This window comes from Kitasatospora sp. NPDC092039 (genome assembly GCF_044756065.1).
Taxonomy (GTDB): Bacteria; Actinomycetota; Actinomycetes; order Streptomycetales; family Streptomycetaceae; genus Kitasatospora.
This window is the reverse complement of the sequence record NZ_JBIVSD010000006.1, coordinates 40,344-66,819: the sequence shown is the minus strand read 5'-3', so window position 1 is coordinate 66,819 and position 26,476 is coordinate 40,344. Positions and strand designations below refer to the sequence as shown.

At 72.5% G+C, this 26,476-nt stretch carries 28 protein-coding genes and 3 pseudogenes; 8 read left to right on the top strand and 23 right to left on the bottom strand.

The genetic code is table 11. The features are described 5' to 3' along the window. Positions 1–223: 223 nt before the first annotated feature. The 4 genes from ACIQI7_RS14350 to ACIQI7_RS14335 all read right to left on the bottom strand — a co-directional run bounded on the left by ACIQI7_RS14350 (position 224) and on the right by ACIQI7_RS14335 (position 6,660). On the bottom strand, positions 224–2,854 hold the full coding sequence (locus ACIQI7_RS14350) for a SpoIIE family protein phosphatase (RefSeq protein ID WP_401109029.1): 2,631 nt from the start codon (positions 2,852–2,854) through the stop codon (positions 224–226). An 82-nt stretch (positions 2,855–2,936) separates the two neighbouring features. Beyond that, on the bottom strand, positions 2,937–5,222 hold the full coding sequence (locus tag ACIQI7_RS14345; protein WP_401109027.1) for a catalase: 2,286 nt from the start codon (positions 5,220–5,222) through the stop codon (positions 2,937–2,939). A gap of 218 nt (positions 5,223–5,440) precedes the next feature. After that, positions 5,441–5,611 (bottom strand): hydrophobic protein, encoded by a 171-nt coding sequence (locus ACIQI7_RS14340; protein ID WP_387758806.1) that lies wholly within the window; start codon positions 5,609–5,611, stop codon positions 5,441–5,443. An 80-nt stretch (positions 5,612–5,691) separates the two neighbouring features. Continuing rightward, the gene (locus ACIQI7_RS14335) at positions 5,692–6,660 is read right to left on the bottom strand and encodes an LLM class F420-dependent oxidoreductase (protein WP_401109023.1); all 969 of its coding nucleotides are present in this window, start codon (positions 6,658–6,660) and stop codon (positions 5,692–5,694) included. 201 nt (positions 6,661–6,861) lie between these two features. On the opposite strand from ACIQI7_RS14335, the gene ACIQI7_RS14330 reads away from it, so the two are divergent. Then, positions 6,862–7,155 carry a WhiB family transcriptional regulator gene (locus ACIQI7_RS14330; protein ID WP_401109020.1) on the top strand — a complete coding sequence of 98 codons (294 nt, stop codon included), beginning with the start codon at positions 6,862–6,864 and terminating at the stop codon, positions 7,153–7,155. Between the two features lie 90 nt (positions 7,156–7,245). On the opposite strand, the gene ACIQI7_RS14325 is transcribed toward ACIQI7_RS14330, so the two are convergent. Genes ACIQI7_RS14325 through ACIQI7_RS14315 form a run of 3 tightly spaced genes read right to left on the bottom strand, consistent with a single transcriptional unit; the run spans position 7,246 to position 8,845 of the window. Continuing rightward, on the bottom strand, positions 7,246–7,983 hold the full coding sequence (locus ACIQI7_RS14325; RefSeq protein WP_401109018.1) for a metallophosphoesterase: 738 nt from the start codon (positions 7,981–7,983) through the stop codon (positions 7,246–7,248). After that, entirely contained in the window at positions 7,980–8,234 is a 255-nt protein-coding gene (locus tag ACIQI7_RS14320) for a BON domain-containing protein (RefSeq protein ID WP_401109015.1), read from the bottom strand. The genes ACIQI7_RS14325 and ACIQI7_RS14320 overlap by 4 nt, the downstream gene beginning before the upstream one ends. After that, complete coding sequence (locus ACIQI7_RS14315) at positions 8,231–8,845, bottom strand: nucleotidyltransferase family protein (protein ID WP_401109013.1); 615 nt, start codon at positions 8,843–8,845, stop codon at positions 8,231–8,233. The genes ACIQI7_RS14320 and ACIQI7_RS14315 overlap by 4 nt, the downstream gene beginning before the upstream one ends. A gap of 246 nt (positions 8,846–9,091) precedes the next feature. On the opposite strand from ACIQI7_RS14315, the gene ddaH reads away from it, so the two are divergent. Beyond that, positions 9,092–9,916 carry a dimethylargininase gene (gene ddaH, locus ACIQI7_RS14310; protein ID WP_401109010.1) on the top strand — a complete coding sequence of 275 codons (825 nt, stop codon included), beginning with the start codon at positions 9,092–9,094 and terminating at the stop codon, positions 9,914–9,916. 198 nt (positions 9,917–10,114) lie between these two features. Then, positions 10,115–10,573 carry an SRPBCC family protein gene (locus tag ACIQI7_RS14305; protein ID WP_401109008.1) on the top strand — a complete coding sequence of 153 codons (459 nt, stop codon included), beginning with the start codon at positions 10,115–10,117 and terminating at the stop codon, positions 10,571–10,573. Positions 10,574–10,815: 242 nt separating this feature from the next. On the opposite strand, the gene ACIQI7_RS14300 is transcribed toward ACIQI7_RS14305, so the two are convergent. Both ACIQI7_RS14300 and ACIQI7_RS14295 read right to left on the bottom strand, forming a co-directional pair. After that, positions 10,816–11,121, bottom strand: a complete 306-nt coding sequence (locus tag ACIQI7_RS14300) for a DUF6479 family protein (RefSeq protein WP_401109005.1) — start codon at positions 11,119–11,121, stop codon at positions 10,816–10,818. A gap of 120 nt (positions 11,122–11,241) precedes the next feature. Next, a complete protein-coding gene (locus ACIQI7_RS14295) occupies positions 11,242–11,643 on the bottom strand; it encodes an SsgA family sporulation/cell division regulator (protein WP_387758819.1) in 402 nt (133 codons plus the stop codon). Between the two features lie 336 nt (positions 11,644–11,979). Here ACIQI7_RS14295 and ACIQI7_RS14290 point away from each other — a divergent pair, with 336 nt between their 5' ends. After that, on the top strand, positions 11,980–12,456 hold the full coding sequence (locus tag ACIQI7_RS14290) for a DNA starvation/stationary phase protection protein (protein WP_401109002.1): 477 nt from the start codon (positions 11,980–11,982) through the stop codon (positions 12,454–12,456). A gap of 532 nt (positions 12,457–12,988) precedes the next feature. On the opposite strand, the gene ACIQI7_RS14285 is transcribed toward ACIQI7_RS14290, so the two are convergent. The 7 genes and pseudogenes from ACIQI7_RS14285 to ACIQI7_RS14255 form a co-directional block, all read right to left on the bottom strand. Further along, entirely contained in the window at positions 12,989–13,132 is a 144-nt protein-coding gene (locus ACIQI7_RS14285) for a helix-turn-helix domain-containing protein (protein ID WP_401108999.1), read from the bottom strand. A 191-nt stretch (positions 13,133–13,323) separates the two neighbouring features. Continuing rightward, complete coding sequence (locus tag ACIQI7_RS14280) at positions 13,324–13,647, bottom strand: hypothetical protein (protein ID WP_401108997.1); 324 nt, start codon at positions 13,645–13,647, stop codon at positions 13,324–13,326. A gap of 669 nt (positions 13,648–14,316) precedes the next feature. Beyond that, on the bottom strand, positions 14,317–14,556 hold the full coding sequence (locus ACIQI7_RS14275; protein WP_401108995.1) for a hypothetical protein: 240 nt from the start codon (positions 14,554–14,556) through the stop codon (positions 14,317–14,319). A 21-nt stretch (positions 14,557–14,577) separates the two neighbouring features. Continuing rightward, complete coding sequence (locus tag ACIQI7_RS14270) at positions 14,578–15,588, bottom strand: FAD-dependent monooxygenase (RefSeq protein ID WP_401108993.1); 1,011 nt, start codon at positions 15,586–15,588, stop codon at positions 14,578–14,580. Positions 15,589–15,867: 279 nt separating this feature from the next. Next, on the bottom strand, positions 15,868–15,990 hold the full coding sequence (locus tag ACIQI7_RS14265; protein WP_401108991.1) for a hypothetical protein: 123 nt from the start codon (positions 15,988–15,990) through the stop codon (positions 15,868–15,870). 77 nt (positions 15,991–16,067) lie between these two features. After that, positions 16,068–17,087, bottom strand: a complete 1,020-nt coding sequence (locus tag ACIQI7_RS14260; protein WP_401108989.1) for a hypothetical protein — start codon at positions 17,085–17,087, stop codon at positions 16,068–16,070. Positions 17,088–17,234: 147 nt separating this feature from the next. Continuing rightward, positions 17,235–17,883 (bottom strand): annotated as a pseudogene (locus ACIQI7_RS14255) (site-specific integrase); the annotation flags it as partial. Positions 17,884–17,985: 102 nt separating this feature from the next. Here ACIQI7_RS14255 and ACIQI7_RS14250 point away from each other — a divergent pair. The 3 genes from ACIQI7_RS14250 to ACIQI7_RS14240 are packed head-to-tail and all read left to right on the top strand — an operon-like array spanning position 17,986 to position 19,712. Next, entirely contained in the window at positions 17,986–18,351 is a 366-nt protein-coding gene (locus ACIQI7_RS14250) for a MerR family transcriptional regulator (RefSeq protein WP_401108987.1), read from the top strand. 46 nt (positions 18,352–18,397) lie between these two features. Next, a complete protein-coding gene (locus ACIQI7_RS14245; RefSeq protein WP_401108985.1) occupies positions 18,398–19,399 on the top strand; it encodes an NADPH:quinone oxidoreductase family protein in 1,002 nt (333 codons plus the stop codon). Then, entirely contained in the window at positions 19,377–19,712 is a 336-nt protein-coding gene (locus ACIQI7_RS14240; RefSeq protein ID WP_401108982.1) for an alpha/beta hydrolase, read from the top strand. Before ACIQI7_RS14245 ends, ACIQI7_RS14240 begins: the two co-directional genes overlap by 23 nt. Positions 19,713–19,842: 130 nt before the next feature. Here the strand turns inward: ACIQI7_RS14240 and ACIQI7_RS14235 are convergent, their stop codons facing one another. The 4 genes from ACIQI7_RS14235 to ACIQI7_RS14220 all read right to left on the bottom strand — a co-directional run bounded on the left by ACIQI7_RS14235 (position 19,843) and on the right by ACIQI7_RS14220 (position 23,654). Next, positions 19,843–20,031, bottom strand: coding sequence for a hypothetical protein (locus ACIQI7_RS14235; protein ID WP_401108979.1), 189 nt, complete (start codon positions 20,029–20,031; stop codon positions 19,843–19,845). Positions 20,032–20,258: 227 nt separating this feature from the next. After that, positions 20,259–22,568, bottom strand: a complete 2,310-nt coding sequence (locus ACIQI7_RS14230; protein WP_401108977.1) for a hypothetical protein — start codon at positions 22,566–22,568, stop codon at positions 20,259–20,261. A 314-nt stretch (positions 22,569–22,882) separates the two neighbouring features. Continuing rightward, on the bottom strand, positions 22,883–23,281 hold the full coding sequence (locus tag ACIQI7_RS14225; protein ID WP_401108974.1) for a hypothetical protein: 399 nt from the start codon (positions 23,279–23,281) through the stop codon (positions 22,883–22,885). A 229-nt stretch (positions 23,282–23,510) separates the two neighbouring features. After that, positions 23,511–23,654: a hypothetical protein gene (locus tag ACIQI7_RS14220; RefSeq protein WP_401108971.1), complete on the bottom strand. Its 144-nt coding sequence runs from the start codon at positions 23,652–23,654 to the stop codon at positions 23,511–23,513. Between the two features lie 769 nt (positions 23,655–24,423). Between ACIQI7_RS14220 and ACIQI7_RS14215 the strand changes: the two genes are divergently transcribed. Then, positions 24,424–24,855, top strand: a complete 432-nt coding sequence (locus ACIQI7_RS14215) for a glycosyltransferase family 2 protein (RefSeq protein ID WP_401108969.1) — start codon at positions 24,424–24,426, stop codon at positions 24,853–24,855. A 17-nt stretch (positions 24,856–24,872) separates the two neighbouring features. Here the strand turns inward: ACIQI7_RS14215 and ACIQI7_RS14210 are convergent. From ACIQI7_RS14210 to ACIQI7_RS14200, 3 genes and pseudogenes are all read right to left on the bottom strand, one after another. Continuing rightward, a pseudogene (locus tag ACIQI7_RS14210) lies at positions 24,873–25,412 on the bottom strand (DegT/DnrJ/EryC1/StrS family aminotransferase). Between the two features lie 139 nt (positions 25,413–25,551). Further along, positions 25,552–25,656 (bottom strand): annotated as a pseudogene (locus ACIQI7_RS14205) (transposase); the annotation flags it as partial. A 162-nt stretch (positions 25,657–25,818) separates the two neighbouring features. Continuing rightward, on the bottom strand, positions 25,819–26,397 hold the full coding sequence (locus ACIQI7_RS14200; protein WP_401108967.1) for a TetR/AcrR family transcriptional regulator: 579 nt from the start codon (positions 26,395–26,397) through the stop codon (positions 25,819–25,821). Between the last annotated feature and the right edge of the window lie 79 nt (positions 26,398–26,476).

Sequence of the window (26,476 nt, the reverse complement as noted above, 5' to 3'; positions counted from 1 at the left end):
GCACGCGTGGCCGCCCCGGCTTCAGCTTCGGACCCGGTTCGGGCAGCAGCCCCCACGGTTCGTCCGGCACGATCCACGGACGAGACTCCCTCTTTCCCGCGGATGGACCGACGAGCCGATCAATGTACAGTCACACGTCACGAGGCTTCTGTTAGGAGCCTTTGAGCCCCGCCCGCCGCCCGGCACCGCTGCGGTGGCGGGCGGCGGGCGGCTCGCCCCGCGGTCAGCCGGGCGGCGCGACGCGCACGGCGAGCAGGGCGATGTCGTCGTCGCTCTCCGCGCCGAGGGCGATGACCAGCTCGTCGCAGAACACGTGCAGCGGCGCCCGGGCTAGGGCGGCGGTGTGCCGGCGCAGCCCGTCCATGGCGTCGTCGAGGGACTGTCCGCGGCGCTCGATCAGGCCGTCGGTGTACAGCAGCAGGGTGGAACCGGGCGCCAGGGCCTCCCGGGCCGTGGGCCGGGGCGTGTCGGCGTCCATGCCGAGCAGCAGGCCCGCGGCCCCGTCCAGGTAGCGGGTCCCGCCGTCCTCGGTGGTGAGCAGCGGCGGCAGGTGGCCGGCGGAGGAGTGGTGCAGCTCCCAGGGGCCCGACTCGCCGCCCTTGACCAGCGCGTACACGCAGGTGGCGGTGGACTGCGGGGTGAGGGTGGTGCTCGCCCGGTCCAGCTGGCGCAGCACCTCGCCGGGCGGCTCCCGGCGGTCGACGGCGATCCCGCGCAGCATGTTGCGCAGGGCGCTCATGGCCACCGCGGCCCGCAGGTCGTGCCCCGCCACGTCGCCGATGACCAGGACCAGGTCGTCCGTGGGCAGGACGAAGGCGTCGTACCAGTCCCCGCCGATCTCGGCGGTGGTGCTGGACGGGACGTAGCGGGCCACCAGGTCCAGGTTGCCGACCGGGGGCACGTCCGGCAGCAGGGCCCGCTGGAGGCGCTCGGCGGTGCGCCGGGTGTGCTGGTGCAGCCGGGCGTTGTCCACCCCGAGGGCGATCCCGCGGACCAGTTCCGCCACCAGCAGCACGTCCTCGGTGGTGAACGGGTACTCGTCGCGGGTACGCACCAGCGTCAGCGCGCCGAGGACCTCCCGGCGGGCCCGCAGCGGGGCCACGATGGCGCTGCTCGCCTCCAGCCGCTCGAACATGTCCAGCTGCCGGGCCTCCAGGGCGCTCTGGGCCCGCTCCGGCGGCGGGAAGTCGGTGACCAGCAGCGGGCCGGCGCCGCGCATCACGCGCGGCAGGGAGCCCTGGGTGTCCTCGGCCAGCGGAGGGAGCCGGCCGAGCAGGTCCTCGGGCATCGGCACCCGCGGGTCGCCGGGGACCACGCAGACCCGCTCCACGCGGTCGGGCGCGTCGTCCAGGAGGTCCGCCACGCACCAGTCGGCCAGCCGCTGGGTCAGCACCTGGCAGACCCGGTGCAGCCGTTCATGCAGGTTCAGGGTGCTGCTGAGCGCCAGGCCGGTGTCGGCCAGCAGCGAGAGCCGGTCCAGGGCGGTCCGCTCGATGCTCGCCCGCCGGGACTTGCTGGTGGTCGTCGGCAGGCTCACCGGGCCGGGTTCCATCCTGGGGCCGTGCAGGTTCCGCAGCTCCTGCGGGTCCTGCGGGGCGCCGGTGGGGCCCGTCCGCGCGGTGAGCTGGGCGACGAACACCGTGCGCCCGTCGATCGCCTCCTGGGTCTGCACGCGCAGCCGCACGGGGACGAGCCGGCCGTCGCGGTGCAGCGCGGGCAGCGGGACGGAACGGCCCAGGATGCGGGGCTGGCCGGTGAGCAGCAGGGAGGTGAAGGCGGCCTCGTGCCGGCCGCGCAGGTGCTCGGGGATCATCACGGTCAGCCGCTCCCCGATCAGTTCCTGCGGGGACCAGCCGAGCAGGTTCGCCGCGGCGGCGTTCACGGCGATGATCCGGTTGAGGTCGTCGGCCGCGACCGTCGGCTCGGTGGCGGCCGCCACCTCGCTGGCGTCCCACGGGGCCAGCTCGGTCGGGGTGCCGCTCGGCGCGTCGGGGTTCAGCGTCCACGCGGTGGGGTCCGCGCCGGTCAGCTGGGAGGTGATCTGGTCGAACAGCCACTCCCGGAAGGCCCGGATCTGCGGAAGCGCCGGGAGGGTGAGCAGGGTCCCCTGCTGGGCGGCGGCCTCCGCCTGGTCGAGGACCCGGTACAGGGTGGCCACGGCCTCGGCGCCGTCCGCCGGGAAGGCGACGAGGACGGAGAGCGTCGAACTGTCCGGGGTCTCCTGCTGCACCGAGGCCGTCATGCACTCGCAGATCATGTTCCCGGCGTCCCGGGCGACCGTCAGGTCCTCCTCGGACACCCCCACGCGCTCCTCGGCGCACCCGTCCAGGTACAGCTCCCGCAGCAGGCCCTCCCACTGCTGCTGCGCCGCCCAGTACAGGGCGTACGGCACGTCGATCAGCGTCACGGTCGCGGTCGGGCCGACCGGGGCGACGGTCTCCCAGGCGGAGGCCGGGGGATCAGGCTGCCCGGGCCACAGCTCGAACCAGACCGTCTTGCGCTCGGCGTCGCTGTGGACGCCGTGGCTGGGCGCGAGGTCCTCCACCAGGCCCAGGCCGCGGCCGGTGGAGGCGTACGGGTGGCGGTCGTGGGGGACGAGGCCGACCTCCGGCCGCCCGTCGCTGACCCGCACGTTGACCCGGCCGTCCTGCGCCCACGCCTGCACCTCGAACTCGGTGCGCGCGTGCAGGACGGCGTTGGCCGCCAGTTCGCTGGTCAGGAGTTCGGCCGTGTCCACCGTCTCCGCTGGTACGCCGGCCAGCGCCGAGCGCACGAACCGCCGCGCCAGCGCGACGTTCTCGGGGGCCGGGGCGAAGCGCCGCGACGGGACCCCGGGCGGACTGAGAATGCCCATACCGGGCGTCTGCTCGGAAACACCGGCGCTAAAAGGCCGGGGCGGCGTCCCTCGCGGACGCCGCCCCGGCACACGCTTTCCGTTAGCCGGCGATGGGCGGCGGGAAGCGGTCCCAGACGCGGTGGGCGGCGAGCAGCAGGCCGAGCTGGTCCACGGCCTGGTCGGGCCGGACGCCGGTGAGGACGCCCGGGGCGTCGGCGGCGATGCCCGCGGCCTGGAGAGCGGGCTGCCCGCCCTCCAGGACGACGATCGGCTTGGCGTGGCGGTAGGCCTCGGTCAGCATCAGCACGAGCCGGGCGTCGACCGGGGAGGAGGCCGGCAGCGGGTTGGCCGCCTTGGCGTCCCGGGTCGCTTCGCCCTCGGGCGCCGGACCGGGGGCACCGGCGAGGACCAGCGCGTCGAACTCCACCGAGCGGGCGGTGACGAAGGTGCGCTGCACGGCCAGCGGCTCGTGGTCGCCCTCGGGGCGGAGGCTGCCCCCGGCGGCGGAGATCACCAGGGGGACCATGTCCGCGTCCAGCACGGCCCGGCGCACCGTGGCCAGCGCGCCGTGATCGGTGCCCGCGACGAGGCCGACGACCCGCCCGTCCACCGGCCAGGTCCGCCCGACCTGGGAGAGGGCGGGGCTGGGCCGGGCCGGGGCGAGCGGTTCGGCGGGCTCGGGCGCCGGCAGGCCGAGACCGGCGGCCACCTGCGCGCACAGGTAGCCGTCGATCCGGGCCAGTACCCGCAGGCCGCGCTCCTTGATCGCCTGTTCGTGGCACTTGCCGAGTTCGAAGGTGTAGGCGGCGATGATGTGCTCGCGCTCCACCGGGCTCATGCTCGCCCAGAACAGCCGGGGCTGGCCGAAGTGGTCCGCGAAGGACGCCGGCGCCTCGCGCACTTTGGTGGCCGGCGCCACCGGCGTCGGGTACTCGATGAAGGGACGGTCCCCGGCACCGGCGAAGAACGGGCAGCCGCCGTCGAGCGAGTTCGGCTTGTACGGCGCGACGCCGGAGTGGACGGCGTCCTGGTGGAAGCCGTCGCGCAGCATGTCGTTGACCGGGGCGTGGGTGCGGTTGATCGGGATCTGGGCGAAGTTCGGGCCGCCCAGCCGGGTGATCTGGGTGTCGAGGTACGAGAACAGGCGGCCCGACAGGAGCGGGTCGTCGGTGATGTCGATCCCCGGCACCAGGTGCCCGGGGTGGAAGGCCACCTGCTCGGTCTCGGCGAAGAAGTTGGTCGGATTGGCGTTGAGGGTGAGCAGCCCGACCGGGCGCACCGGCGCGAGCTCCTCCGGGACGATCTTGGTCGGGTCGAGCAGGTCGATGCCCTCGAAGGTCTGCTCCGGCGTGTCCGGGAAGGTCTGGATGCCGAGCTCCCACTGCGGGAACGCGCCCGCCTCGATCGCGTCGGCGAGGTCCCGGCGGTGGAAGTCCGGATCCGCCCCGGCGACCAGCTGCGCCTCCTCCCAGACCATGGAGTGGACGCCGAGCCTGGGCTTCCAGTGCCATTTGACGAGCGTGCTCGCGCCCTCGGCGTTGACCAGGCGGAAGGTGTGGATGCCGAACCCCTCCATGGTGCGGAAGGAGCGCGGGATGCCCCGGTCCGACATGTTCCACAGGGTGTGGTGGGTGGCCTCGGTGTGCAGGGTGACGAAGTCCCAGAAGGTGTCGTGCGCGGACTGGGCCTGCGGGATCTCCCGGTCGGGGTGGGGCTTCGCCGCGTGGACGACGTCGGGGAACTTGATCGCGTCCTGGATGAAGAACACCGGGATGTTGTTGCCGACGAGGTCGAAGACCCCCTCGGAGGTGTAGAACTTCGTCGCGAAGCCGCGGGTGTCACGGACGGTGTCCGCCGAGCCCCGGGAGCCGAGCACGGTGGAGAACCGGACGAACACCGGCGTCTCGACGTCCTCGCCGAGGAACGCCGCCTTGCAGACGGCGCCGGCGCTCCCGTACCCGCGGAACACGCCGTGCGCGGCCGCCCCGCGGGCGTGCACCACCCGCTCGGGGATGCGCTCGTGGTCGAAGTGGGTGATCTTCTCCCGCAGGTGGTGGTCCTGCAGCAGCACCGGACCGCGGGGCCCGGCCTTGAGGGAGTGGTCGCTGTCGGGCAGGCGCACGCCCTGCGCGGTGGTCAGGAAGGCGCCGCTCTGCGACCGCACCCGCGCGTCGGCACCCGTGTCGCGCCCGGTCGCGGTCACCGGCCGCGGAGCCGCCTGGTCGGGTTTGGGGAGAAGCGGGTCGTGCACCTCGGTCGGCTCCTCGACGCCCGGCGAGGCGGCGCCGGGCGCACCGGGGACCTCGGGGCGGTCGGTCGGGGTGGCCCGCTCGACCACGTCGGCGACGGCGTCGACGATCTTCTTCACAGGTCCGGACTCTTTCATGGATGCTCCTCGTACTCGGGGGACTCTGCGCAGGTAACCCCGCGGCCGCCTCCGGAAACGGATCCGCGCGTCCGCAACCCGAGCGCGCGGTGCTGTCCCGCGACCGGGGGCTCCCGGCGTGCCGACGGCGAAGGCGCCCCGTAGGCCGCGGCGTCGCGGCCCACGGGGCGCCGGGCTCCGTCACCAGCGGTGCCGAGGGCCCACGGGACGCCGGGCGGTTACCAGCGGTACCAGCGGCCCCGCCCGCCGGCCGCGGTCGTGCCCCGGGCCACGAAACCGATCAACCACAGGACGAACACGACGACCGCCGCCCACCAGAGCACCTTCAGGGCGAATCCGGCACCGAACAGGATGAGCGCGAGCAGAAGGACCAGAAGGACCGGAACCATGGTTTAGACCTCCTCGGTTGGTGGTGACCGCCCTTCTGCCCCCGGACCGCCGATGCATGCCCCCCTTGCCCGCTGTGCCGTCAGAACGCCGCGCGCAGGGCCGGCAGCAGTGTCTCCTCCGCCCAGCGCAGGAAGGCGGGCTGGGAGTCCCCGCCGACCTGGACGAGGGCGACCTCGTCGAATCCGGCGTCCGCGAACGGACGGACGGCCTCGACGAAGTCCTCGACCTTGTCGCCGCACGGGACGGCCTCGGCGACGTCCTCGGGCCGGACGAACCGGCTCGCCGCGGCGAAACCGGCCGTCCCCGGCAGGTCGGCGTTGACCTTCCAGCCGCCGCCGAACCAGCGGAACTGTTCGTGGGCCCGGCGCACGGCCTCATCGCGGTCGCGGTCCCAGCACACCGGCAGCTGGCCCACCGCGGGCTTCCCGGCGCCGCCGTGCTCGGCGAAACCCGAGATCAGCCCGGCGTCCGGCTCGACGGCGATCACCAGGTCGGCGAGCCGCCCCGCCAGGGCGCAGGACGCGGGCCCGGACACCGCCATGCCGATCGGCGGCGGCTGCTCCGGAAGGTCCCACAGCCGTGCGCCGACCACGTCGAAGTGCTTCCCGTGCCGGGTCACGTACCCGCCCTCGAACAGCGCCCGGATGATCTCCACCGCCTCCCCGAACATCTCCTGGCGCACCTGGGCGGCCGGCCAGCCCCGGCCGACGACGTGCTCGTTGAGGTTCTCCCCGCTGCCCAGCCCCAGCCGGAACCGGCCCTCGGAGAGCAGCTGGAGCGTCGCCGCCTTCTGCGCCACCACCACCGGGTGGTAGCGGAAGGTCGGGCAGGTCACGTAGGTCATCAGCGGTATCCGCGAGGTGGCCTGCGCCGCCGCGCCCAGGACCGCCCACGCGTACGGGGCGTGGCCCTGCTCGTCCAGCCACGGGAAGTAGTGGTCCGAGACCACCGAGAAGTCGAAGCCCGCGCGTTCGGCGAGCACCAGGTCGGCGACGAGGCCGCGCGGGCCCCGCTGCTCCGTCATCATCGTGTATCCGATCTGCACCATGCCCCCGCGCCTGCCCGGTCCGGCCCGTTCTCCACACGCGCGGGCCGGACTTCATCCGGTCGGCCGGACGAGTCGGCCGGGAGTGGCCGTGAGCGGGCCGTGAGCGGGCCGTGAGCGGGCCGTTGAGCCGTCGGAGGCATGAACCGGCGGGACGGGGTTAGACGAACGGGGCCAGCGCGAACCCGATCGGAAGGAACCGCCGTGGCCGACCTCTCGCACGTGTCAGAAGCCCCGCAGCCCCGGTGGAGCCGTGAGCCCGACGGGGCCTGCCACACCGCGGACGGCGGCGTCTTCGGCCGGTCCGCCGACGAACCCGTGGCCGCCGCCCGGGCACGGGAGGAGGCGGCGAAGGCCGTCTGCGCCGGCTGCGACGTCCGGGTGGAGTGCCGGCGCCACGCCCTCGCGGCCCGCGAGCCGTACGGCGTCTGGGGCGGCCTGACCGCGGACGAGCGCCGCGCCCTGTTCACCGGTGACCCGGTCGCCTCCGCGGCCTGACCGGTCACCGGGCGGCCCCGGCCGGGAGGTGGGCTCCCGACCGGGGCATCCGCTGCCCCGGCCGCCGACCTCGGCGGCCGGGGCAGCGGGCTACGGCGCCCGCGGGGCCGGTTCCAGCTCGTAGAGCGCGAACGCCCGTCCGATGACCGGCTGCGCCACGTTGCGCACCCGCACGCCGCAGGCGGTGAGGCCGTGCTCGGTGCCGAGGTGGGCGTGGCCGTGGACGGCGAGGTCGGCCCCGGCGGCGTCGATCGCCTCGGCGAGGAGGTAGCTGCCCAGGAACGGGAAGATCTCCGGCTGCTCCCCGGCGAGGGTGTCCGCGACCGGCGCAAAGTGGGTCAGCGCGATGCGCAGGTCGCAGCGCTCGGCCGCCAGCCGGTCCAGCGAGGCCCGCAGTCCCTCCGCGCAGTGCCGGGTGTGCCGGATGAAGGCCTTCATCTCCGGCTCGCCGAACTCGCTGCCACTGCGGCCGGCGAACCCGCCGCCGAAGCCCTTCGTCCCGGCCACGCCGACCAGCCGGCCTCCCACCCGGACGGTCGTCGAGGTGCGCTCCAGCACGTGGACGCCGCGCCCGGAGAGGATCGCCGCGACCTCCTCCGGGCAGCCGGCGTCGTAGTCGTGGTTGCCCAGCACGGCGATCACCGGCACCGGCAGACCGGCGACCTCCTGCGCGACCACCGCGGCCTCCTCCGGGACGCCGTGCCGGGTGAGGTCGCCGGCCAGCAGCAGCAGGTCCGCCCGCTCCCGCAGCGCCTCGAAGGCGGGCCGCAGCACGCCGTGGCTGTCGCGGCCCAGGTGGATGTCCCCGACGGCGGCCAGCCGGATCACCGGAGCACCTCCGATCCGGCCGGCGGCCGGTCGTCGGCCAGCACGATGTCGGTGTGGACCACCAGCCCGGCCAGGGTCTCGGCGACGATGCGTTCGACGGCTGCCCGGTGCTGCTCGGTGGGGACCGTGCCGTACACCGTGACGTGTCCGCCGCGGCTCTCGATCCGCAGGCCGAGCTCGCCGATCTCGGCCTCGGCGAGACGGTCGCGCAGGTGCGCCACCCGGTACTCGGTGTCGTCGGTGCCGGTCATGCCTGGACTCCTTCGGGTTCGATCACCTGGAGCCGTTCCAGGAGGTAGAGGAAGGCGGCGGCCATCGGCGCGTCGCCGTGTTCGGCGCGGATCCTCGGCCAGTCGACCTTCTCGCGCAGCGGCCGGACCACGGCCAGGACGGCTCCGAAGTCGCAGTGGTGCTCGGAGAACGCGGCGAGGAGGCTGCCGACCAGGTCGGTGGCGGAGAGCACCGGCATGCGCACAGAGTCCACCGGCAGCACCTCGGCGCGGTCCAGCAGCTCCGAGGTGACGGGCCGTTTGGCGAGTTCGAGGATCAGGTCGACGTCCTGGCCCAGGCAGCGGGCCTTGAGCAGCCAGTCCTCGGGCGGCAGGAACACCTCCAGCCCGGCCTGGCGCAGGGTCCGGGTGACGGCCTCCGCGTCCTCCCGGCGGATGCAGAAGTCGGCGTCGTGCTGGAGCCGTACGGTCGCGCCGTGCGCGTACGCGGCCACGCCGCCCGCCACCGCGAAGGGGTGGTCCTCGGCCTTCAGCAGGGAGCCGATCCGCTTCGCCGCCTCCAGGATCGCCTGGGCCCGGTCCGGCGGGAGGGACTCGTCGGAGCGTTCGGAGTGTTCGGAGAGGTGGTCCATCGCGGCCTCCTCGGCGTCCGTTCCGGTTCGGAAGGGTCCAGTGCGTTCGGGAGCGGTTCTGTAGGCCCGGTTGCCGGTTGCCCGTTGCGGTTATGGTCGCCGCTGCGGTTGGGGGACGGTTCGGGCTCGATCCGGGACGCCTCCGGCGGGTACCCGGCGAGCGGGACTTCACGCCGCGGGCCGGCGCGGCCCGCGGCGTTTCCACCTCACCGTTTCCACCCGACGGCCGTGGGCACGCGCCCACCCATGGAACCTTCCCCCGTGCGCACCGCGCGCCGGCGCCACTACCTGCTGTGCCCGCCGACCCACTTCGCGGTGGACTACGCCATCAATCCGTGGATGGACCCCACGCGCCCCGTCGACCGCGCGGCCGCGGAGGCCCAGTGGGGCCGACTGCGCGACGCGCTGCGGGCCCTCGGCCACCGGGTCGATCTCCTCGACCCGGTGCCGGGACTACCCGACATGGTGTTCACCGCCAACGGCGCCACGGCGATCGACGGCCGGGTGCTGGTCGCCAGGTTCCGGCACGAGCAGCGCGCCCCCGAAGCAGAGGCGCACCGCCGCTGGTTCGCCGCGGCCGGGTACCGGCCCGTACGGGTCGCGGGACCGGTCAACGAGGGCGAGGGCGACTTCCTCCTGACCGGCCGGCACCTGCTGGCCGCCACCGGCTTCCGGACCAGCCGCGCCGCCCACCACGAGGCCCGCCGGGTCCTCGGCCGCCCGGTGGTCAGCCTGGTCCTGGTGGACCCGCGCTTCTACCACCTCGACACGGCGCTGGCGGTGCTCGACGAGGAGCAGATCATGTACCACCCGCCGGCCTTCGCCCCGGAGAGCCGGCGGGTGCTGCGCGCGCTCTACCCCCGGGCCATCCTCGTCGCCGAGCCGGACGCGGCCGTCTTCGGCCTCAACGCCGTGAGCGACGGACGGCACGTGGTGCTCCCCGCCGCCGCGCACGGCCTGGCCGGGCGGCTGCACCGTGCCGGATACGTACCCGTACCCGTGGACATGCCGGAACTGCTCAAGGGCGGCGGCGGGCCGAAGTGCTGCGTGCTCGAACTGCGGCCGGGGTGACGGGCGGGCGGTCGACGGGCGCGGCGCCCCGTGCTGCGTCGGACCGGGTCGCGCCGGATCGGATCCGGTCGGGTCGGATCGGGTCGGACGGCGTCGGATCGATCCGCCGGGCCGCCGGGAGGCATGCGTCGGCGCGCGGCGGGCAGACGCGCGGATGACCGGGGAGAGTCCCGGTCACGCCGAACGAGGAGAGCACAGATGAGCATGGTGAAGGAATCGGTCGACGTCGACGTGCCCCTGGGCGCCGTCTACAACCAGTGGACGCTGTTCGAGGAGTTCCCGCGCTTCATGGAGGGCGTCGACTCGGTGACCCAGGTGGACGACCGCCACAACCACTGGCGGACGAGCATCGGCGGGGTCACGCGCGAGTTCGACACCGAGATCGTCGACCAGCTGCCCGACGAGCGGATCGCCTGGCGGACGGTGGGCGGAGACGTGCAGCAGCAGGGCGTGGTGACCTTCCAGCGGCTCGACGACCAGCACACCCGGGTCAACATGGCCATCGACTTCCGCCCGGAGGGCATGGTCGAGAAGGCCGGAGACGCGCTGGGCGTCGTGGACCGCAGGGTCAAGGGGGACCTGCGGCGCTTCAAGGACTTCATCGAGGGCCACGGCCACGAGCAGGGCGGCTGGCGGGGGCGGATCAGCCCCGGCTGAGCGCGGTCCGGCCACCGCGGCGCTCGGCCCCGGTCCCCGCGAGGGACCGGGGCCGAGCCGGGTCCGGGAGGGCGGGACCCTTGCACGCCGAACACACCGTCTTCCCACCGAAGTTCGTCCCGGAGTTCGCCCCGGAGTTCGCCGTGCGGCGGTGGGTCACCCGGCAGCGCCGGTGACGACGTGATCCCCGGTGCCCGCGATGTGGCCGCAGGCACCGGGGATCACAGGGACGACCCCGGCCCTCACGAGGAGCGCCGGGGCGGCTCCGCGCGTTGTGACGCCCGGTGCGCCGGGCGGTCGTCGGTCCCGTGGCCGTCGTGACCGTCGTGCCCGGGAGGGGAGGGCTGCGGAGCGTCCCCGTCGGGAGTGCTCCAGGAATCGGCGCGCGCGGCGGGGGCGCCCCTGGGCGGCTTCGGCCGCCGCCGGTTCAGGTGGCGGCTGCCCCAGGCGAACGCGCCGATCAGCAGCAGGGCGATGGCCACGGCGGGTACGGCGACGGCGAGCAGGGAGGGGCCGTCGGGTGAGGCCAGGAGCGATTGGGTGGCCATGGGTCTTCTCCTTTCCCGGATCCGGCGGCGGGCCGTTCCGTGAGGGGAGGGGTCGGGCCCGCCGGTGTCGCCCGCCTACCCCGCCCGCCGGGAGGCATGCCTGCCCCGGTGCGGAGCGGATCAGGACAGCAGCTGGGCTAGGGCGGCGTCGACGTCCAGGTGCTCGGTCTCGGTGCCGGCCGGTACCAGGCGGAAGGAGTCGAGGAGGAACGCCGACACGACGGCCGCCGGAACGCTGATGACGGCGCGCGCGGACGGGGAGCGCAGGGTGATCAGCACCTGGCCCTCCGGCCCGGGCGCGACGGTCACGTCCCCGCAGCCGACCGGGCCGTGCCGGCCCTGGTCGAGCAGGTCGCGCGCGAAGGTCCACTGCGTCGCTTCGTCGTCGCCGAGCGGGGGGAAGGCCAGGCACACCGCGTACGGCGAGGCGGTGTCGAAGCGCAGCTCCGCGTCCACGGCGACGTCCGGGAACGGCCCTTCGGGCAGGGTGACGGCGGTGGACCAGGAGGTGGCGACGGTCATGCGGCGGACTCCCATTCTGGCGGTGGCACCGGGCTCTCCTCCGGCCTCGGTGGCCGGGGTTGCAGCGCTCGGTTACCCGCGCGCCCGGGGTGCATTCCTCGTTTCTCAACGCGGCCGGGTCGCTCGGCGTGATCCCCCGCCCGGGTGGTTTCCCCGACGCGGGTCCGGGCAGGCGCCGGACGATCCCGCCGCCGGGCGGTCGTCCGCCCGTGCCCCCGGAGGGCCGGGCCCCGCGCTCATTCCGCTGGAGGGCGCGCACGGCCGGCCACCGGGCGGCGGGGCGCCCATACGGACGGGGGTCGGCCGACGGCTCCCCGATCAGGAAGGATGTCAACGATGGGTGTCGTCATCAGCAGCCCGCTGCCGGAAGGCGAACGCAAGACGGTCGGGAACGCCCTGCAGGGCACCCTGGTCGACCTGCTGGACCTCTCCCTGGTGGCCAAGCAGGCGCACTGGAACCTCTACGGGCCCCGGTTCCGCTCCGTCCACCTCCACCTCGACGAAGTGGTCACCACCGCGCGTGACTTCGCCGACCAGGTGGCCGAGCGCGCCGCCGCGATCGGCTTCAGCCCGGACGGCCGCGCCGCCACGGTGGCCGCCACCAGTAGCCTGCCCGGCTTCCCCGAGGGCTGGACGGCGGACGTGACGGTCGTCGAGCACCTGGTGAAGGCGTTCGCCACCGTGATCGAGCGGCTGCGGGTGCGCATCGACGAGACCGGCGAGGCGGATCCCGTCAGCCAGGACCTGCTGATCGGCCTCACGGCCGAACTGGAGAAGCACAGCTGGATGTTCCAGGCCGAGAACCGCACCTGAGGCCGCCGCCCGCCCCCGGCCCCGCCCCGGCGCCCGACCGCCGGCGCGGGGCCCGACCGCCGGCGCGGGGCCCGCCGGCGCGCCACGGTGATCGGGCTGTTCCGGCAGACTCGGCCGTATGTCCGAGCAGCCTCCGGGTGTGTCACCGGCCGGAGTCGCCGATCCCTTTCACGAGCCCGGGGCGTCTCCGGATGCGGCACCGACCGACGCCGCCCATCCGCTGCACCCGTACGCGACCCTCCACCCCGAGGTGGTGAGGGCGGGCTCGCTGCAGAACGCTCTCCAGGCGGAGTTCGATCGTGCGGGCCGTGGTCTCCCGGTCGAGCTGACGTCCTCACCGGGGCGGCGCACGTGGCCGCGAAGGTCGAAGCGGACGGCCGCTCGGCGACTTTCCCGGATGGCCACCAGCGAGCGCAGCAACGGCGCGGACGGGGGCGGACAGCGAGACGCGGGAGGTGGGGATCGCACAAATGGCCTTCGTCCTGGCGCCGTCGTTCGACGGCAGCCGCGCTCGACGTCCGGCTGGCAGACCTCAACAGCAGGGCGAGGCGGCCGAATCGCCCTGCCGCCAGGCCTGACGCCATCGCTCTACCGACCGCACGGTGACCCGAAGGTCAGCCGCGATCACCCTGCTGCCGTCACCCCGTTCGAACCGCTCGGCGGCCTCCAGCCGCACCCGCTCCCGACGCTGGCGCTTCTGGGCAGTGAACCCGCCCCCTGCGCGTATCGCACCCCGATGTCATACCGCGGGGATCAAGGTCCGTCAGTACCTACGACAAGGCGAGTTCAGCCTGAGTAACCGGCTCAGCGGGGTGTACCGCCTTCTGCCACGTCACGCGGCAGAAGGCGGTGGACTGCGCGCTGATCTCAGATGATGATGGTGTTGTGGTCGCACTTGTCTCGGTTACCGGCGTCGGTGCCGTTCTGCCGGCAGACGTAGAGAGTCACTGCCTCGCCGACGGAGCCGAAGTAGTAGTCGGTGGTGCCCGGCGTGCTGTTGGTGCCGTTGGCGTCCTCGGAGAACGCAAGCTGGTCTCCGGCGTCGTTCCGCAGGATCGCGACGATCCTGCGGCTGTCGGCCAGGTCGTCGTACGCGACGAGCTTGCCTGACGTCGTGTTGTAGGTCGCGTGGCCGTACTGGGTCGGGTAGGTGTAGACGGTCAGGCTCGCGGCCGAGGCGGTCTGAGACATGCCTCCGACCAGGAGAACGGCCGTCCCCACCAGGACACCCGCAGATTTCGCCATGCCGAACCTCATGCGTGCTCCTCCCTATGCACTCCCTGTTTCCAGGACAGCGGTGCCACCAGTGTCCGGCCCAGTCGTACGGCGTGCCTAGACCAATTCGAGCATGATGGGCCCGGCCGAAATCCGGGCGTAGCCGGGAAGGGAACGAGGTGCGGCGGCGATCCGCGACTACCGAGTTCAGGCCGACGGCTTAGCCCTCGTTCTGATGTTCCTCGACTCCCGTGAGCCCCGTGGGTTCACGAAAGCTGAAGGCTCTTCAGCGGGAACCCGCGGGTCGGGTGCTGTGCTCTGCGGGGGTCGACCCGAGTTCCATGCCAACTCAGGGCGGTGCGTCCTCGCTCGTGGGCTCTTGCCGTCTCGTGAAGGTGCTCCTCACCGAGAGCAGGATCGTCCCGTTGTGGGTGACCGACACCGACAGCTCCGCCGTGGTCGAGCGGGTGCCATGGGCGCGCGTCGACGCCCGCCGGCGAAGGCGCCCACCGAGGTCGACCAACTCGTTGTCGCCAGCGCCGGCGGCGAGTTCGTGCCGATGCGCATCCCCAGCCAGCGCGACCCGCGCTCCGTCTCCGGGACGTGGGTGCCCGCCGCCGACCGGGACCGCAGACGCCGCCGGTGTCAGCGAACGTCGGGCTGCGGGACGACGGTCCAGGAGGGGTGGTCGTTGACGTCGGCGACGGTGGCCAGGGACAGCTCCTTGTAGCGTCCGGAGACGGCGGCGGCGTGGTCGGCGGGCAGCGGGCCGCCGTGCTCGGCAGTGCGGGCGATGATCTCCTCCGGCCCGAGGGCGCGGTTGGCCAGGACCAGCGCGTTCAGGGCCGGGCGGCGCAGGTCGTCGTACTGCCGCAGGGCGGCCACCGGGTCGCTCTCCCTGGCCAGTCACCAGGCCAGGACCCGGGCGTCGACCACGGACTGCGAGCCGCCGTTCATGCCCATCGGGAGCATCGGGTGGGCGGCGTCCCCGAGCAGGGTGACGCGCCCCGCGCTCCAGGACGGCAGCGGGTCGCGGTCGACCATCGCGTACGCGAGGACGGTGGAGGTGTGCCCGACCAGGGCCGGCAGGTCGATCCACGGAAGCTGCCACTCACGCAGGCGGTCCCGGGCCTCGGCCGCCGTGACCGGGCGGACGTCGGTGGGGGTGACGGGGCGGTCGGAGCGCCCCGGCGTCTCTACGGGCGGCTCGTCGGGCACTTCCAGTACCCAGTTCAGCAGGTCCTCGCCGGGCTCGGCGGCCGGAGCGATCGGGTAGGCGACGAACTTCGCACCGGGCGTGCCGCCCGCCACCACCAGCGAGCGGCCGTCGAGCAGTCGCGGGTGGGGCGCGACGCCGCGCCACATCCAGACGCCGTGCCGGCGGGCGGCGCCCTCGTGCGGGTGGAGCCGGGCCCGGACCGCGGAGTTGATGCCGTCGGCGCCGATCAGCACGTCGGCCTCCTCCACCACCGTCGCCCCGTTCGGCCGGTCCAGGAAGTGGGCCCGTACGCCGCCGGGCACCGTCTCGAAGTGCCGCAGCCGCCGCCCGGTGGACACCGCGTCCGGGCCCAGTCGCTCCCGCACCGCCGCCAGCAGCAGGGTGTGCAGGCGGCCGCGGTGCACGGAGTACTGCGGCCACCGGTAGCCGGCCGCCGTGCCCGGCGGCTCGTCCCACACGGGTGCGCCGGCCCGGTCGTAGTAGCGCAGCCGCTGCGGCGCGAGGCCGATCGCGGCCAGTTCGCCGGCCAGGCCGAGCTCGGCGAGCTCCCGGACGGCGTGCGGCAGCAGGTTGATCCCCACGCCCACCGCCTCGATCTCCCGCGCAGCCTCGCTCACCCACGGGCGGAACCCGGCCGCGTGCAGGCTCAGCGCGCAGCTCAGCCCCGCAATCCCGCCCCCGACGACCCCGACCCGCATCAACCCCTCCTCCTCACACCGCTCCGGTCGGCACCGGTGCAGGACACCCGCCCGGAGTGGCGGAAAAACGTGTCTGCGCCGATGCGGCCTGCGGAATCAGCCTCGATGTCCTTCCTCCGCATACCAGTGACACACTGCCAGGTGTCGGTCCGTCGACGGGCCGCCTTTGGGTGCATCAGGCGGAGGCGAAACAGGACTTCCTTGGCCGCGTCGCGGTCGGCGCCGCCGCCGACGAGGAGTAGGCGCCGGCGCGCTGCCGACGGGCGGCGTGGTGCGTTCTCAGTCAGTGCCGTAGCGCTTCTCAAGGCGGAGGCGGTGCAGCACGCAGGCGACGAACCAGCGGTGGGCGTCGGCGAAGGCCAGACCGTCGTTGAGCCGGGGGAACGCGATGCGGCGCATCATGTGAGGGGTGAAGAGGAACTGCAGAGGGTTGGGCGGGGCGTGAGCAGCTCTTGGGCTGCGTCGTGCGCCGTGCAGGGTCAGATCTGATAGTCCTCAGCGCAGAAGGTCGGTTCGCTCACCGAGCCGTCCTCCGCCCTGGCCGTGTCCAGGTAGAGGTTGGGCCCGTCGGGCACCGCCGCTCCGTTCGGGCTGAACCGCAGGCCCAGGCCATGGTCTTCGACGTGCTGGATGACGGCCGCGTCAAGGACGGAGGGGGTGATGCCGACCAGCGGAATGCCTTCGTAGTGGAGCTGGGGTCCGGTACGGCCGTGCACGGTCACGGCGCCCAGCTCCGGAACGCCTTCCGGATACCAGTACCGGGCGGTGACACCGGCGCGCTCGAAGTGGTCGGTGTGGAGGGACCACTGCCCGGACTCCTTCCAGAACCAGAACGGGAAAGCGCCCGTCCGTCCGGCCGGGGTCTCGCCGCCGAGGGCGGCGGCCACCTGGTGCGGGCTCATGCCGAACCGGAGCGGCCCCACGTGCTCCAGCGGGTTCCACTTCCAGCGGGGGCGTTCGTGGTCGGGCGTCACGGGCCAGGCTCCCGGGTTCACGACCAGGTCACGGACATCGTGCCCCATGATGACGGAGGCGGCCCTGTCGTCGGCGACTCCGGGGGCGGTGAACAGGGCAGTGGTGACCACGGCGTCCTTCCGCCCGACGTGTCCATCGGGTAGCCGCCCCCACTCCTGTTCGGTGGACATGGAGACGCCCCACGCCGCGATCTGCGGATCCCCGCTGCGGTTCGTCCCCACTGCGGCCCCCCGCCGGGCCGCGAGGCCCAAGATCCCGGCGCGGGCCTCGGAGGGGACCTGCCCGATCAGTTCGACGTCGTCGAGCCGGACGAACGGGCCTCCCCTGGCATCGATCCCGACCGCGGCCAAGCAGCCGTCCTGGTCGTAGACGGCAGTCACGCAACCGCCGTCGTACGGAGTCCAGCGCCATCCGTCGGCCGTGCGCTGTCCGCCGCCGTTCCATTCGCCGTCCAGGGCCGCCTTCACCTCGTCGTGGTCCATCCCGAACCGCAGCGGCCCCACCGCCACCAGAGGATCGAGCACCCAACGTGCGCGCTCTTCCGGCTTCCTGTCCCACCAGCCCATCCCAGTCCCCTTCCCTCACCGCCTCAGACGTCGCCCGAAGGTCCTCCGGAGCATACGCACCTCTTCTGACAACGCCGCTGGTCAGCAAGCCGCCGCCCGGCAGGATCACAGGGCCTGCACCGGTGCGTCGCCTGGGGCGGGGAGGCTGGTGACCTCGGCGATCGCTTCGGGGGACGGCTTGAAGAAGCGGCGGACGTTGTCCGGCTTCTTGTGCCGGGACTTCGCCATCAGCATCAGCAGGGAGGCGCCCTGCTCACCGAGGTGGGTCAGGGAGGAGCTGCGGTACTCGTGTAGATCCCAGGCGGTCCCCGGCCCGTGCACGGCGGTGTGCTCGTCGAGCAGCCTGCGGGCCTGCCCGTACGAGAGCCGCGTGAGCCCGGTGTCCGGGCAGACGTCGCGCGCGCTGACGATCTTCCCCGGGCCGGGCTTGCGGTGGGTGACGAACACCGGCCCGCGGGTACGGCCGCGCAGGAGCCGGGCGGTGCCGGCGTCCCAGTACACCGTCTCCAGCACGTAGTCCTCGCGGGTTTGGCCCCGGCGGCGGGCCTTGGTCCGGGCGCCCTTCGCCCAGAGCGGGACCGTCGGGCTCTCGTACCCGTGCTCGGAGCACCAGCCCGTCCCAGGACAGCACGGCGCCGCGACGGGCGTTCCAGGTGTTCACCGTCGAGCGGCCCCACAGAAGCTCCAGCGCCTCGCCGATCTCGGCGTCCTCGACCGAGGCGAACGGCCGATCCCCGCCGAGACGCTCGGCGGTCCAGCTGTTGCGGGGCATGAGGTCGTTGACGCCTGAGCAGGTCTTCGACTCGTCGCAGCGAATGCCGGAAGTCTGCTGTGCCCTTGGACGTTGGCTGCATGTATGAAGATCAGCGATGCTTCCAGAGTCAGCGGCGTGAGTGCGCGATCGTTGCGGCACTACGAGGACGAGGGTTTGATCGTCCCTGGCCGTTTCAGCAACGGGTTCCGTGACTACTGCCAGTCCACCATCGACCGGGTGCTCGTCATCCGCTCGCTGCTGGAGTCCGGGCTGCCCGTGCGGCTGATCAGGGAAGTCCTGCCCGGCCTCACCGACGGGCCCGATGCCGGCACCGATGTGGTGTGCGCGGAGTTCCTCCGCGAGGTGCAGAGCCATCGCGATCGGCTCGCGGCCCGCATCGCCGTGCTCAGCGATCAGCAGGCGGCACTCGACGCCTACCTGCGAGAGGCCCGCCGTACTGATCTCTGACAGCCGCTTGACCTTGACGTAAGTGTCAGGTTCCTACCTTCGGCGCATGGAGATCAACAAGCAGCAGACCGTACGAGCACTGGTCCAGCACTCACACCGGGGACCGAAGGACCTGGCTCTCACGACCGATCACCGCCGCCCCGCCCCGGGGCCCGGCGAGTACCTGATCCGCGTCGGCGCCGCCGGGGTCAACTTCGCCGATGTCATGCAGACCCACGGCACCTACGGAGGAGGCCCACAGGCACCCTACGTGGCGGGCTTCGAGGCCGCCGGCGAGATCGCGGGGGCCGGCCCGGGCGTCGAGACTCCGCTGCCGCTCGGCACCCACGTCGTCGGAGCCGGACCGGGCGCCTTCGCGCAGTACATGACGATGCCGGCCGCGGGTGTGCTTCCCGTGCCGTCCGGCTGGAGCGACGCCGAAGCCCTCGGCCTGGTGCTGAACTGGGCCACCGCCCTGGCCGCGCTGAAGCCACTGGGTGAGGTCAAGGCGGGTGAGGCAGTCCTCATACACGCCGCGGCCGGAGGCGTCGGGCAGGCCGCCGTCCGCCTCGCCCGCCACTACGGCGCACGCGTGATCGCCACGGCCTCACCCGAGAAGCATCACTCCGTCAAAGCGCTCGGCGCCGACGAGGTCCTGGACAGCCGACGCCCCGACCTGGCCGAGGAGATCACCCGCCTGACCGGCGGTGTCGACCTGGTCCTGGAATCAGTGGGACAGGCCACGTTCAAGACCAGCCTCTCCGTCGCCAAGCCCTTCACCGGACGCATCGTCGTGTTCGGCGCCGCCTCCGGCGACGCCACCCTCACCACCCACGACCTGGTCTTCACCCACCAGGTCCAAGTCAAGGGTCTGCACATCGGTGCACTGGCGGTCGCGGCCCCGTCCCTCTACCAGTCGCTGCTCGTCGAGATCGAGGCCCTCATCGCCCACGGCGTGTACCCACCCGGTACCCCCCACGTGCATCCCCTGGCCGAGGGACCTGCGGTGCTGCGGCACCTCGAAGCGGGCCAGACCCTGGGCAAGCTTGCCCTCGATCCCTGGCGCTAGGAACACCTGTGTTTCAAAGGCAGCCGAGGACGAATCCGACGGCCAGAACGTCGCGGTCGTCTCGTGGCTGGGCTACGAGACGCCGAACTGGCCGGACGGCTCCGTAGCCGGAACCGAACGCGGGGACGCCGGGGCACCGCTCTTGCGCAACTTCACCAAGGGTCTGCGGGTGGCTGATGGCGACAACGGTCTCTGTTCGCACCTGACCTTGATGGGGCACAGCTACGGCAGCTACGTCGTCGGGGCGGCCGCGCGGGACGGCGGGGCGAACCAGCCAGACCAACCGCCGACCGCCGAACCAGGACCACCATGACTACCAGCGCGTCCCGCACCACCAGGCGAATCATGGCTACCGCGCTCCTGCTAGCGGCGCTCGGTGGACGTTCATCCGTCCACCCCGCCGACACAAGCGATACACCATCCGTGCAATCCAAGAACGACGCTCAAGTCTGGGCGCAACAGATCACCGAGCACATGGCCCAGACCGCCGGGATCAAGATCGACGTGTCGACCGTCGACGCGCTCTTCACCCCGTGTACCGGCAAGAACGGCGAAACCGCCTCTGACGACCGGTACATCCTGATGTACAGCGTCGCGACGGCCTGCACCACGCGATGCAGGCCGTCGCCCACATGCACAACCTCGCCCGAACCCGGTGAACCAGCAGGTCAGAGCGCATACCGACCTGCCCACACGCGGACTTCTGCAACAAGCTCTAGCCGGTCCGCGGGACGCGGATCTTCCCCAACACGGGGGCTCGAACTGCGTACAATCCGCCCGCTGCCCCGGCGTGACGACCAGGGACAGCGGGCGACACCGGCCGTCCGCGCTCAGGTGGACATCCCAGACCTCCGCCCACTCACACCCCAGGTGTGCCGGGCGGCGCCCTGTTCTTCCTTCCGGGGATGACGGACCGCCCGCTCGAAGCGCAGTACACGTACCAGCTGAACAGCCCAGCGATGGCGACGACCCCCAAGACCGCCAGCTCCGCCCACGTGAGCCAGTGTTGCCCCAGCCCGGCCTCCACGACCTGGACGAGCCCTGCGACGCTCATCGCGGCGATGAACATCAGCAAGGTGTCCACCTTCGCCCGCTGATGACGCTCCGCGTCCTCGCGGTCGTTCTTCTCCTTCTCCGTCCGTTCCCTGGCCAGCTTCTCGATCGCACCCGTCAGCTGCTCCTGGGTGACCTCGCTGATCGAACGCGACAACTCGTCGGCCTTGTGCTGGTACCCGGACGCCTCCAGCAGCACTCCCAGACGCTGCGCCGCCAAGGGCGAGGCGAGCAAGGACGGCGACCGGAGCAGCAAACTCTTCTCATGGACGTCGACGGCCAGCCGGTCCAATTTCAGCTTCTCCTCGTTCAGCTGGTCGGAGAGCTTCTTGAGCGCGTCGCTGCTGGGATCCGCACCCAGCGCGTCAGCCTCGGCCTCACTGGCCTTCGCGTGCCGGTGGTGCTCGGCCAGGTCGGTGGACCATCCCTCGAGCAAACCGTCCAGGGAGGAGGCGAATTCCAGCATCGACCCCCAGAAGTCCCGGACGAAGGTCGGCAGCCCGAGGGACACCAGAAGCGTGGTGTTGCAGGTCCGCAGGATCCACTCCCCGGTGGTGCCCGTGATCTCCGGCGTCACCGGGGGTGCGGTCGCGAACCGCCCCCACTCCGCCAACGATCCCATCAGGCTCGGCGCCGGACTCGTGAGAATCCGCGCGCCCACAGCCGAGACGAACTGATCGCTCGTCCGAATCTCCGAGCGGTCCCGGCCGGCCGGGCCGACGACTGTGTAGGCGGCGGTCACCTCCATGACCAGCTGGTACAGGCCCGGCCGGCGCACGACCGCCCGCGTCGCCCCCAGTCGCGCGGGCACCGAGTCCTGCGCCAGGTCCATCGCCAGGGCCGACAAGCGGGGCCACCGCGGTCGGTCACGGTCCGCCCGGACGCCGCCGGCGCTGCCGCCGCCCGTGCCGTCGAATCCGATGTCCAGCTCCCCGACCTCCGGTCCGGCCCAGAACAGCATGGCGAACAACTCGACCGCCGACATGTCGGCCAGATCCGTTTCGAACCGCACGTAGTGGTTTCCCAGCAGTGATAGGCGCACCTGGACACCGAGTCTGGCCAGCGCCCGTCCATCCGGCGCACGGACGATGGCGTCCGGCATGACCACCAGCGCACCGTCGTAGCGGCGGCCCAGGCCGTCATGGCTCTTCCACACATCGTCGAGATCGAGCGAGCCCTGCCTCCTGACCGGGCCGGTACCGACCCGTTTCCCACGCGACGCCTCGTCCCGTCCGACCGCCTCGACCACTTCCGAGGGCTCCACACCTCGTACGGCGAACGGGTAGAGGTAGACCAGCTTTCCCCGCCCCACCCGCAGCCACCGGTCCCCTGCCCGCTCCTGCAGTGCGAGCAGGCCGTACCGGAGCGCCCGCAGCTCGCTCAGGCTGTCCTCGTCGGCTGCGATGACCTTGTCCGTCTCGGCCCGGTACAACGCCTTGATCGCGGGGTTCAGCGAGGCTCCCGAGGCGTAGAAGGCGGCAAGCGCCCGGGTGGCCACGGCCGTCGTGCGCTGCCAGCCGTCGTACAGCCGCCCCAGCTGCATGACCTGGCCCATGACGTCACCGTGGGTCCGGCGGAACCGCTGCGAAGTACCTCGCATCGACCGGACGGCCCGCCGAGCCCAGAGGGCCGCCTCGTCCGCCGTCTCTGCCCGGACGTCCAGCAGGCCGCTGGTCATGGCCCCCTCCGAGCGGATCTGCGCGTCCAGGCTCCGCATCAGCGCTCGGACGGCCTGCTCCGCCGCGTGGTCGTCCCGGGAACCGGGGATGTGAGCAGTAGCCGCCAGGCACCTCTCGGTGCCGTGCAAGGTGCCCAGCAGCCGGTCGAAGGTGTACGAGGTCTGCCAGGCTTGCGTTACCTCGTTCAGCACCACCAGCAACAGCCGCGCCACGCCGCCCGGGACCCCGGACACCTGCCGAACGCACGGCCCCATCATGCGCACCACCAGCCGCTCGTGCGCTGCCGCCGATTCGGCATCGCCCGCCTCCGGACGCCCGGTACTCGAGTCCGGCCGGCCGTCCCCGTCCGGCGGCCCGCCCACGTTCCAGCGGGGGAGTCCCCGGATCATGCCGGTGTCCACACCCCGCTGGGACAACCAGTCGTACAGCGGCTCCACACTGCCATCGTCCCACCGCGCCATGCGGTGGACAGGACTAAGGGGCGGGCCGCCCTCGACGAAGCAACCGCCGACCGGGAGGCGATCCTGCGCTGGCACGACAACCGGCTGCGCGAACCCGAGAACAAATGGCTCACGAGCCACGGTGCGGTGTTCGCCCCGATCACTGCCGACCCGGCCCCGCGACATCGTGGGGCCGGTCCGATGCCACCAGATTCCCGCTGCGGCCGTGGGCGGGGATCTGATGGCGGTGCCGAGGGCAGCGGGCTGTCGTGTCAGCCTGACCGATTGGGGCACCGTCCTCGTTACTCAGGTCAGCTGGTCGTCGTGTCCCGAGTGCGTCGCCGGTGGGTTTTCTGGCGGCAGGCGTTCGAGCAGAAGCGCTGAGGACGTCTACCTGGCCGGCCTGGTGGAGGGACCTTCGGTTCCTCGCACTGCTCGCAGATCCTGTACAGCTTCTTCTCCCGATCTCGTACGGCGGCCTTCAGGTCGGGCGGTAGGCCCTCGGCCAGGTCGATGAGTTCCTGGCGCAGAGGCTGGCGCGAGCCGTACACGTCGGACACTCTGAACCAGGCGTGCGGAGCGGCTCGCGTCCTGCCGGTTTGCCTGCGGGCCTCCGCCTCCGAGACGTCCAGGGTGGCGACCAGGAGGATGAGGGCCTCGATGCGGGTCAACGCCGCCGGGTTGAACCTCGGAGCGTTGGTGGTCGCCATTCGGGCGGTGGGGTCGCTGATGACCGGGCGGCGCTTCACTGGGCACCGCTGGCGGGGGCTGCGGGGGTCCTGGGGCGACAGCCTGTTCGGACGTGACCGCGGGCTGGGGTGCAGGCGCCTCGACCTGGCTGGGGATGACTGGGGACTGGGCGGGTGAGGAAGCGATGCTCCCGGCCTCCTGGCTGAGCGGCAGGGAGCGGAGCGGGGCCGCGAGGCCCCGCACCCCCTGTTAGCGGGGGGTGTACCGCTCCAGCGCGCCGATCAGGCCGGTGAATCCGTGGACGATGGTGGGCATGTCCTGGGAGCGCGACTTGGCGACGCACACCCGCACGATGTAGGCGATGAGCAGTGCGAGCACGATGATGGACCCCACTGGCGCCGCCCCTTCGACGGCGCGGCCAACTGCTTCATGTTCCTTGGTGGCCCCCAGGCTGAAGCGGTCCCCGAATCGCACACTGTTCGCGTCAGCCGGACTGCTTGCTGGCGCCGTTCTCCTCTTCCAGGCGGTGCAGTCGTTCAGCCGCCTCCCGCACGGCCGCGCTCGCTGCCGCGGCGTCGCGACGGGCCGCGCCGGCGGCGGCCCCGGCCGGGCGCACGCGATCGCCGGCCCGTACGAGCGCGGTCTGTGCGCTTTCGTCGCGTTCTCGCGCTCGGGCGAGTGCGGCGCCAGCCTGATGGGACTACGGCCCACGCCGGTGACCGACTCGGCACCATGGGGTATCGGTGCCGCTCGTCGGTCGGCTCGCTGCGGGCGTACAGGTCGAGGACCGCGCAGTGGATCAGCTCGTGTGCGGGCCGGTGATGGTCGACGGGGCGGCCTGCCGAACTGAGCGTTCGACGGGGCGGCCTTGCGCGAGTCCGACGCCCACGGGTGGATGCTCCGACTTCTGGACGGTCTCGGCCGTGAGGGTGATCAGTTGCCGGTCCGTGAGTTCCGCTACCGGGTGTTCACCCTGTCCAAGGAGGCACCTGAGCGAACAGGCCGTGCGTCACCACGTACGTGCTCTGCACACCGCGTTCACGGAGGAGCGACTCGCCGCCGAGCAGGCGATCCACGATACGCTCGTGTGGCTGTGGAACACCGTCGTGGAGCCCGTGCTCGGCGAACCGGGGCTGACGGCCGAACCGGCAGCGGACGGTCCGTGGCCAAGGATCTGGTGGGCCCCGGTCGGTCCGCTCAGCCTGTTCCCCTGCTCCCCCTGCACGCGGCAGGCCACCACCGTGGCGGCGGACTTGCCTGGCGCGCCCTGGGCGCGGGCTGGCGCATCGACTACCGCGCCGACATGGTGCTCCAGCACCCCCGCACCGACCCGGCCCGACACACCACCTACTACCGGCTCACGGCCCGCAACCGGGTCTGGCCGGCCAAGCGCCACCTGCCCGCGGCCATCGTGCCGGTCCACCTCACCTCCTGGACGCTGTACACGCTGCTCCGCCGACCGCCGCTGTCCGGTCTCGAAGCGTGGTGGTCCGGCTTCTTCGAGGGCGTACGCACGCCGTACCCGCCGCGTCGGCCGATGCGGTGGAGCACGGTGTGGCGGATGGCGAAACTGGGCCGACCGCCGGTGTTCTGACAGGCGGCCCAGCACGGTCACGTCCAGATGGCGTGCAGGGCGTCGATGACACGCTGTACGTCCGTGCTGGTCATGGCCGGGTAGCACGGCAGGGACGGTTGCCGGGTGGTGGTGTGCTCGGTGACGGGCAGGTGGCAGTCCAGGTCGCGGTACGCGGCGAGCCTGTGGACCGGCTTGAAGTGCACGCTGGTGCCGATCCCGTGCTCGTTCAGGAGGGCGGCGGCCGCCGACCGGGTCGATCAGGACGGGGTAGAGGAACCAGCCGTGCCGGGCCCCGTCCAGAACGGTCGGCAGCCGCAGGCCGGGACGGCCGGCCAGGGACCGGTCGTAGGCGGCCCGGCGATCCGGGCCCGGTGCGCGGTGAACCCGGAGAGCTTCCGGAACTGTTGGAGGCCGACCGCTGCCGTGACGTCCGGCATCGTGTACTTCAGGCCCGGCACGGTGACCTCGTAGTCGGCGGTGTGGCGCCTGCCGTGCCGCTGCCACACGGAGGAGCCGATGCCGTGTCGGCCGAGCAGGCACGCGGCCTGGACGAGGTCTCCGGAGCCGACGATCATCCCGCCCTCGCCGCAGTGATGACCTTGTTGGCGTAGAAGGAGAACACGGCGAGGTCGCTGACGCTGCCTGCCCGCAGGCCGTCGCGCCAGGCCAGCGTTCCACCGACCGCTCACTGACCCGCAGATCACGGGCGATTACCGCCGTCTTGTCACCGGCCTCGAACCGGCCGACGGCCTCCAGTCGCACCTGTTCACGAAACGCCCGCCGCTCAGCGGTCAGGCCCCCACCCTGCGCATACCGCATTTCAACGGCATACCGCAGGGATCACTACCTGTCACTACCCGACAACCACACGAAAACCTCAGCAGGTCGGCGTCAACGGCTCGGTGGGGGAGGGCGGCGAGCCCGAAGGGTCCGGGGCCCGCTTTCCGTCCACAGCACCGGCGCCGGACGGTGCCCGTCCGGTCAGCCCAGTGATGCGCTCGCCGCACGCAGTTCGTCCAGGGCCGCCAGGGCGCACCCGGCGAGCCCGTTCTCGGTGCCACGGTCGTCCTCGGCCCACTCGGCGTACCCCCGTTTGAAAGCGAGGACGCCCAGCTCGCCCGCGAGAGCCGCGGTCGGACCGGGCACGCCGCGGGCGAGTAGCGCGGTCGTCATCGCGGCCGCGAGACCGACGGTCTTGAGGGCGTCGCGCTCCTGGAGCTCGGTGCTGGCGGCGACGGCCGCCTTCAGACGGGGGGCGAGCTCGCGACTCCCGGGGCCCATGGCGGTCGAGGCGCGCTCGAGGCCGAGGGCGACCGCCTCGAGCGGGCTGGCGGTGCAGGGCGCGTCGGCGATCCCCTCGGCCAGCAGCCGGCACAGCGTCTCCTGCCCGGCGACCAGCAGCTCGCGCTTGTCCGGGAAGTGCCGGAAGAAGGTGCTCTTGGTGACTCCGGCGCGCTCGGCGATCTGCGCGACCGTCGTGGCGTCGTACCCCTGCTCCGTGAACAGGTCGACCGCCGCTACGACGAGGCGTTCACGCGCACCTGGTTCCCATCGACCCATGGGTTCAGCATAAGCGACGGGACCCTTGTCCCGTGGTGATGGGACTCTTGTCCCGTCGCGCTGTATGGTGATGGGACAA

Excerpts from the sequence above, each read along its gene's own strand:
- ACIQI7_RS14300 (WP_401109005.1), bottom strand. The coding sequence starts at position 11,121 with ATGGCCACCCAATCGCTCCTGGCCTCACCCGACGGCCCCTCCCTGCTC.
- ACIQI7_RS14350 (WP_401109029.1), bottom strand. The coding sequence starts at position 2,854 with ATGGGCATTCTCAGTCCGCCCGGGGTCCCGTCGCGGCGCTTCGCCCCG.
- ACIQI7_RS14290 (WP_401109002.1), top strand. The coding sequence starts at position 11,980 with ATGGGTGTCGTCATCAGCAGCCCGCTGCCGGAAGGCGAACGCAAGACG.
- ACIQI7_RS14245 (WP_401108985.1), top strand. The coding sequence starts at position 18,398 with ATGGAGATCAACAAGCAGCAGACCGTACGAGCACTGGTCCAGCACTCA.
- ACIQI7_RS14295 (WP_387758819.1), bottom strand. The coding sequence starts at position 11,643 with ATGACCGTCGCCACCTCCTGGTCCACCGCCGTCACCCTGCCCGAAGGG.
- ACIQI7_RS14265 (WP_401108991.1), bottom strand. The coding sequence starts at position 15,990 with ATGATGCGCCGCATCGCGTTCCCCCGGCTCAACGACGGTCTGGCCTTC.
- ACIQI7_RS14200 (WP_401108967.1), bottom strand. The coding sequence starts at position 26,397 with ATGGGTCGATGGGAACCAGGTGCGCGTGAACGCCTCGTCGTAGCGGCG.
- ACIQI7_RS14280 (WP_401108997.1), bottom strand. The coding sequence starts at position 13,647 with ATGTCTCAGACCGCCTCGGCCGCGAGCCTGACCGTCTACACCTACCCG.
- ACIQI7_RS14335 (WP_401109023.1), bottom strand. The coding sequence starts at position 6,660 with ATGGTGCAGATCGGATACACGATGATGACGGAGCAGCGGGGCCCGCGC.
- ddaH (WP_401109010.1), top strand. The coding sequence starts at position 9,092 with ATGGAACCTTCCCCCGTGCGCACCGCGCGCCGGCGCCACTACCTGCTG.
- ACIQI7_RS14320 (WP_401109015.1), bottom strand. The coding sequence starts at position 8,234 with ATGACCGGCACCGACGACACCGAGTACCGGGTGGCGCACCTGCGCGAC.
- ACIQI7_RS14305 (WP_401109008.1), top strand. The coding sequence starts at position 10,115 with ATGAGCATGGTGAAGGAATCGGTCGACGTCGACGTGCCCCTGGGCGCC.
- ACIQI7_RS14315 (WP_401109013.1), bottom strand. The coding sequence starts at position 8,845 with ATGGACCACCTCTCCGAACACTCCGAACGCTCCGACGAGTCCCTCCCG.
- ACIQI7_RS14250 (WP_401108987.1), top strand. The coding sequence starts at position 17,986 with ATGAAGATCAGCGATGCTTCCAGAGTCAGCGGCGTGAGTGCGCGATCG.
- ACIQI7_RS14225 (WP_401108974.1), bottom strand. The coding sequence starts at position 23,281 with ATGGCGACCACCAACGCTCCGAGGTTCAACCCGGCGGCGTTGACCCGC.
- ACIQI7_RS14345 (WP_401109027.1), bottom strand. The coding sequence starts at position 5,222 with ATGAAAGAGTCCGGACCTGTGAAGAAGATCGTCGACGCCGTCGCCGAC.
- ACIQI7_RS14340 (WP_387758806.1), bottom strand. The coding sequence starts at position 5,611 with ATGGTTCCGGTCCTTCTGGTCCTTCTGCTCGCGCTCATCCTGTTCGGT.
- ACIQI7_RS14270 (WP_401108993.1), bottom strand. The coding sequence starts at position 15,588 with ATGCGGGTCGGGGTCGTCGGGGGCGGGATTGCGGGGCTGAGCTGCGCG.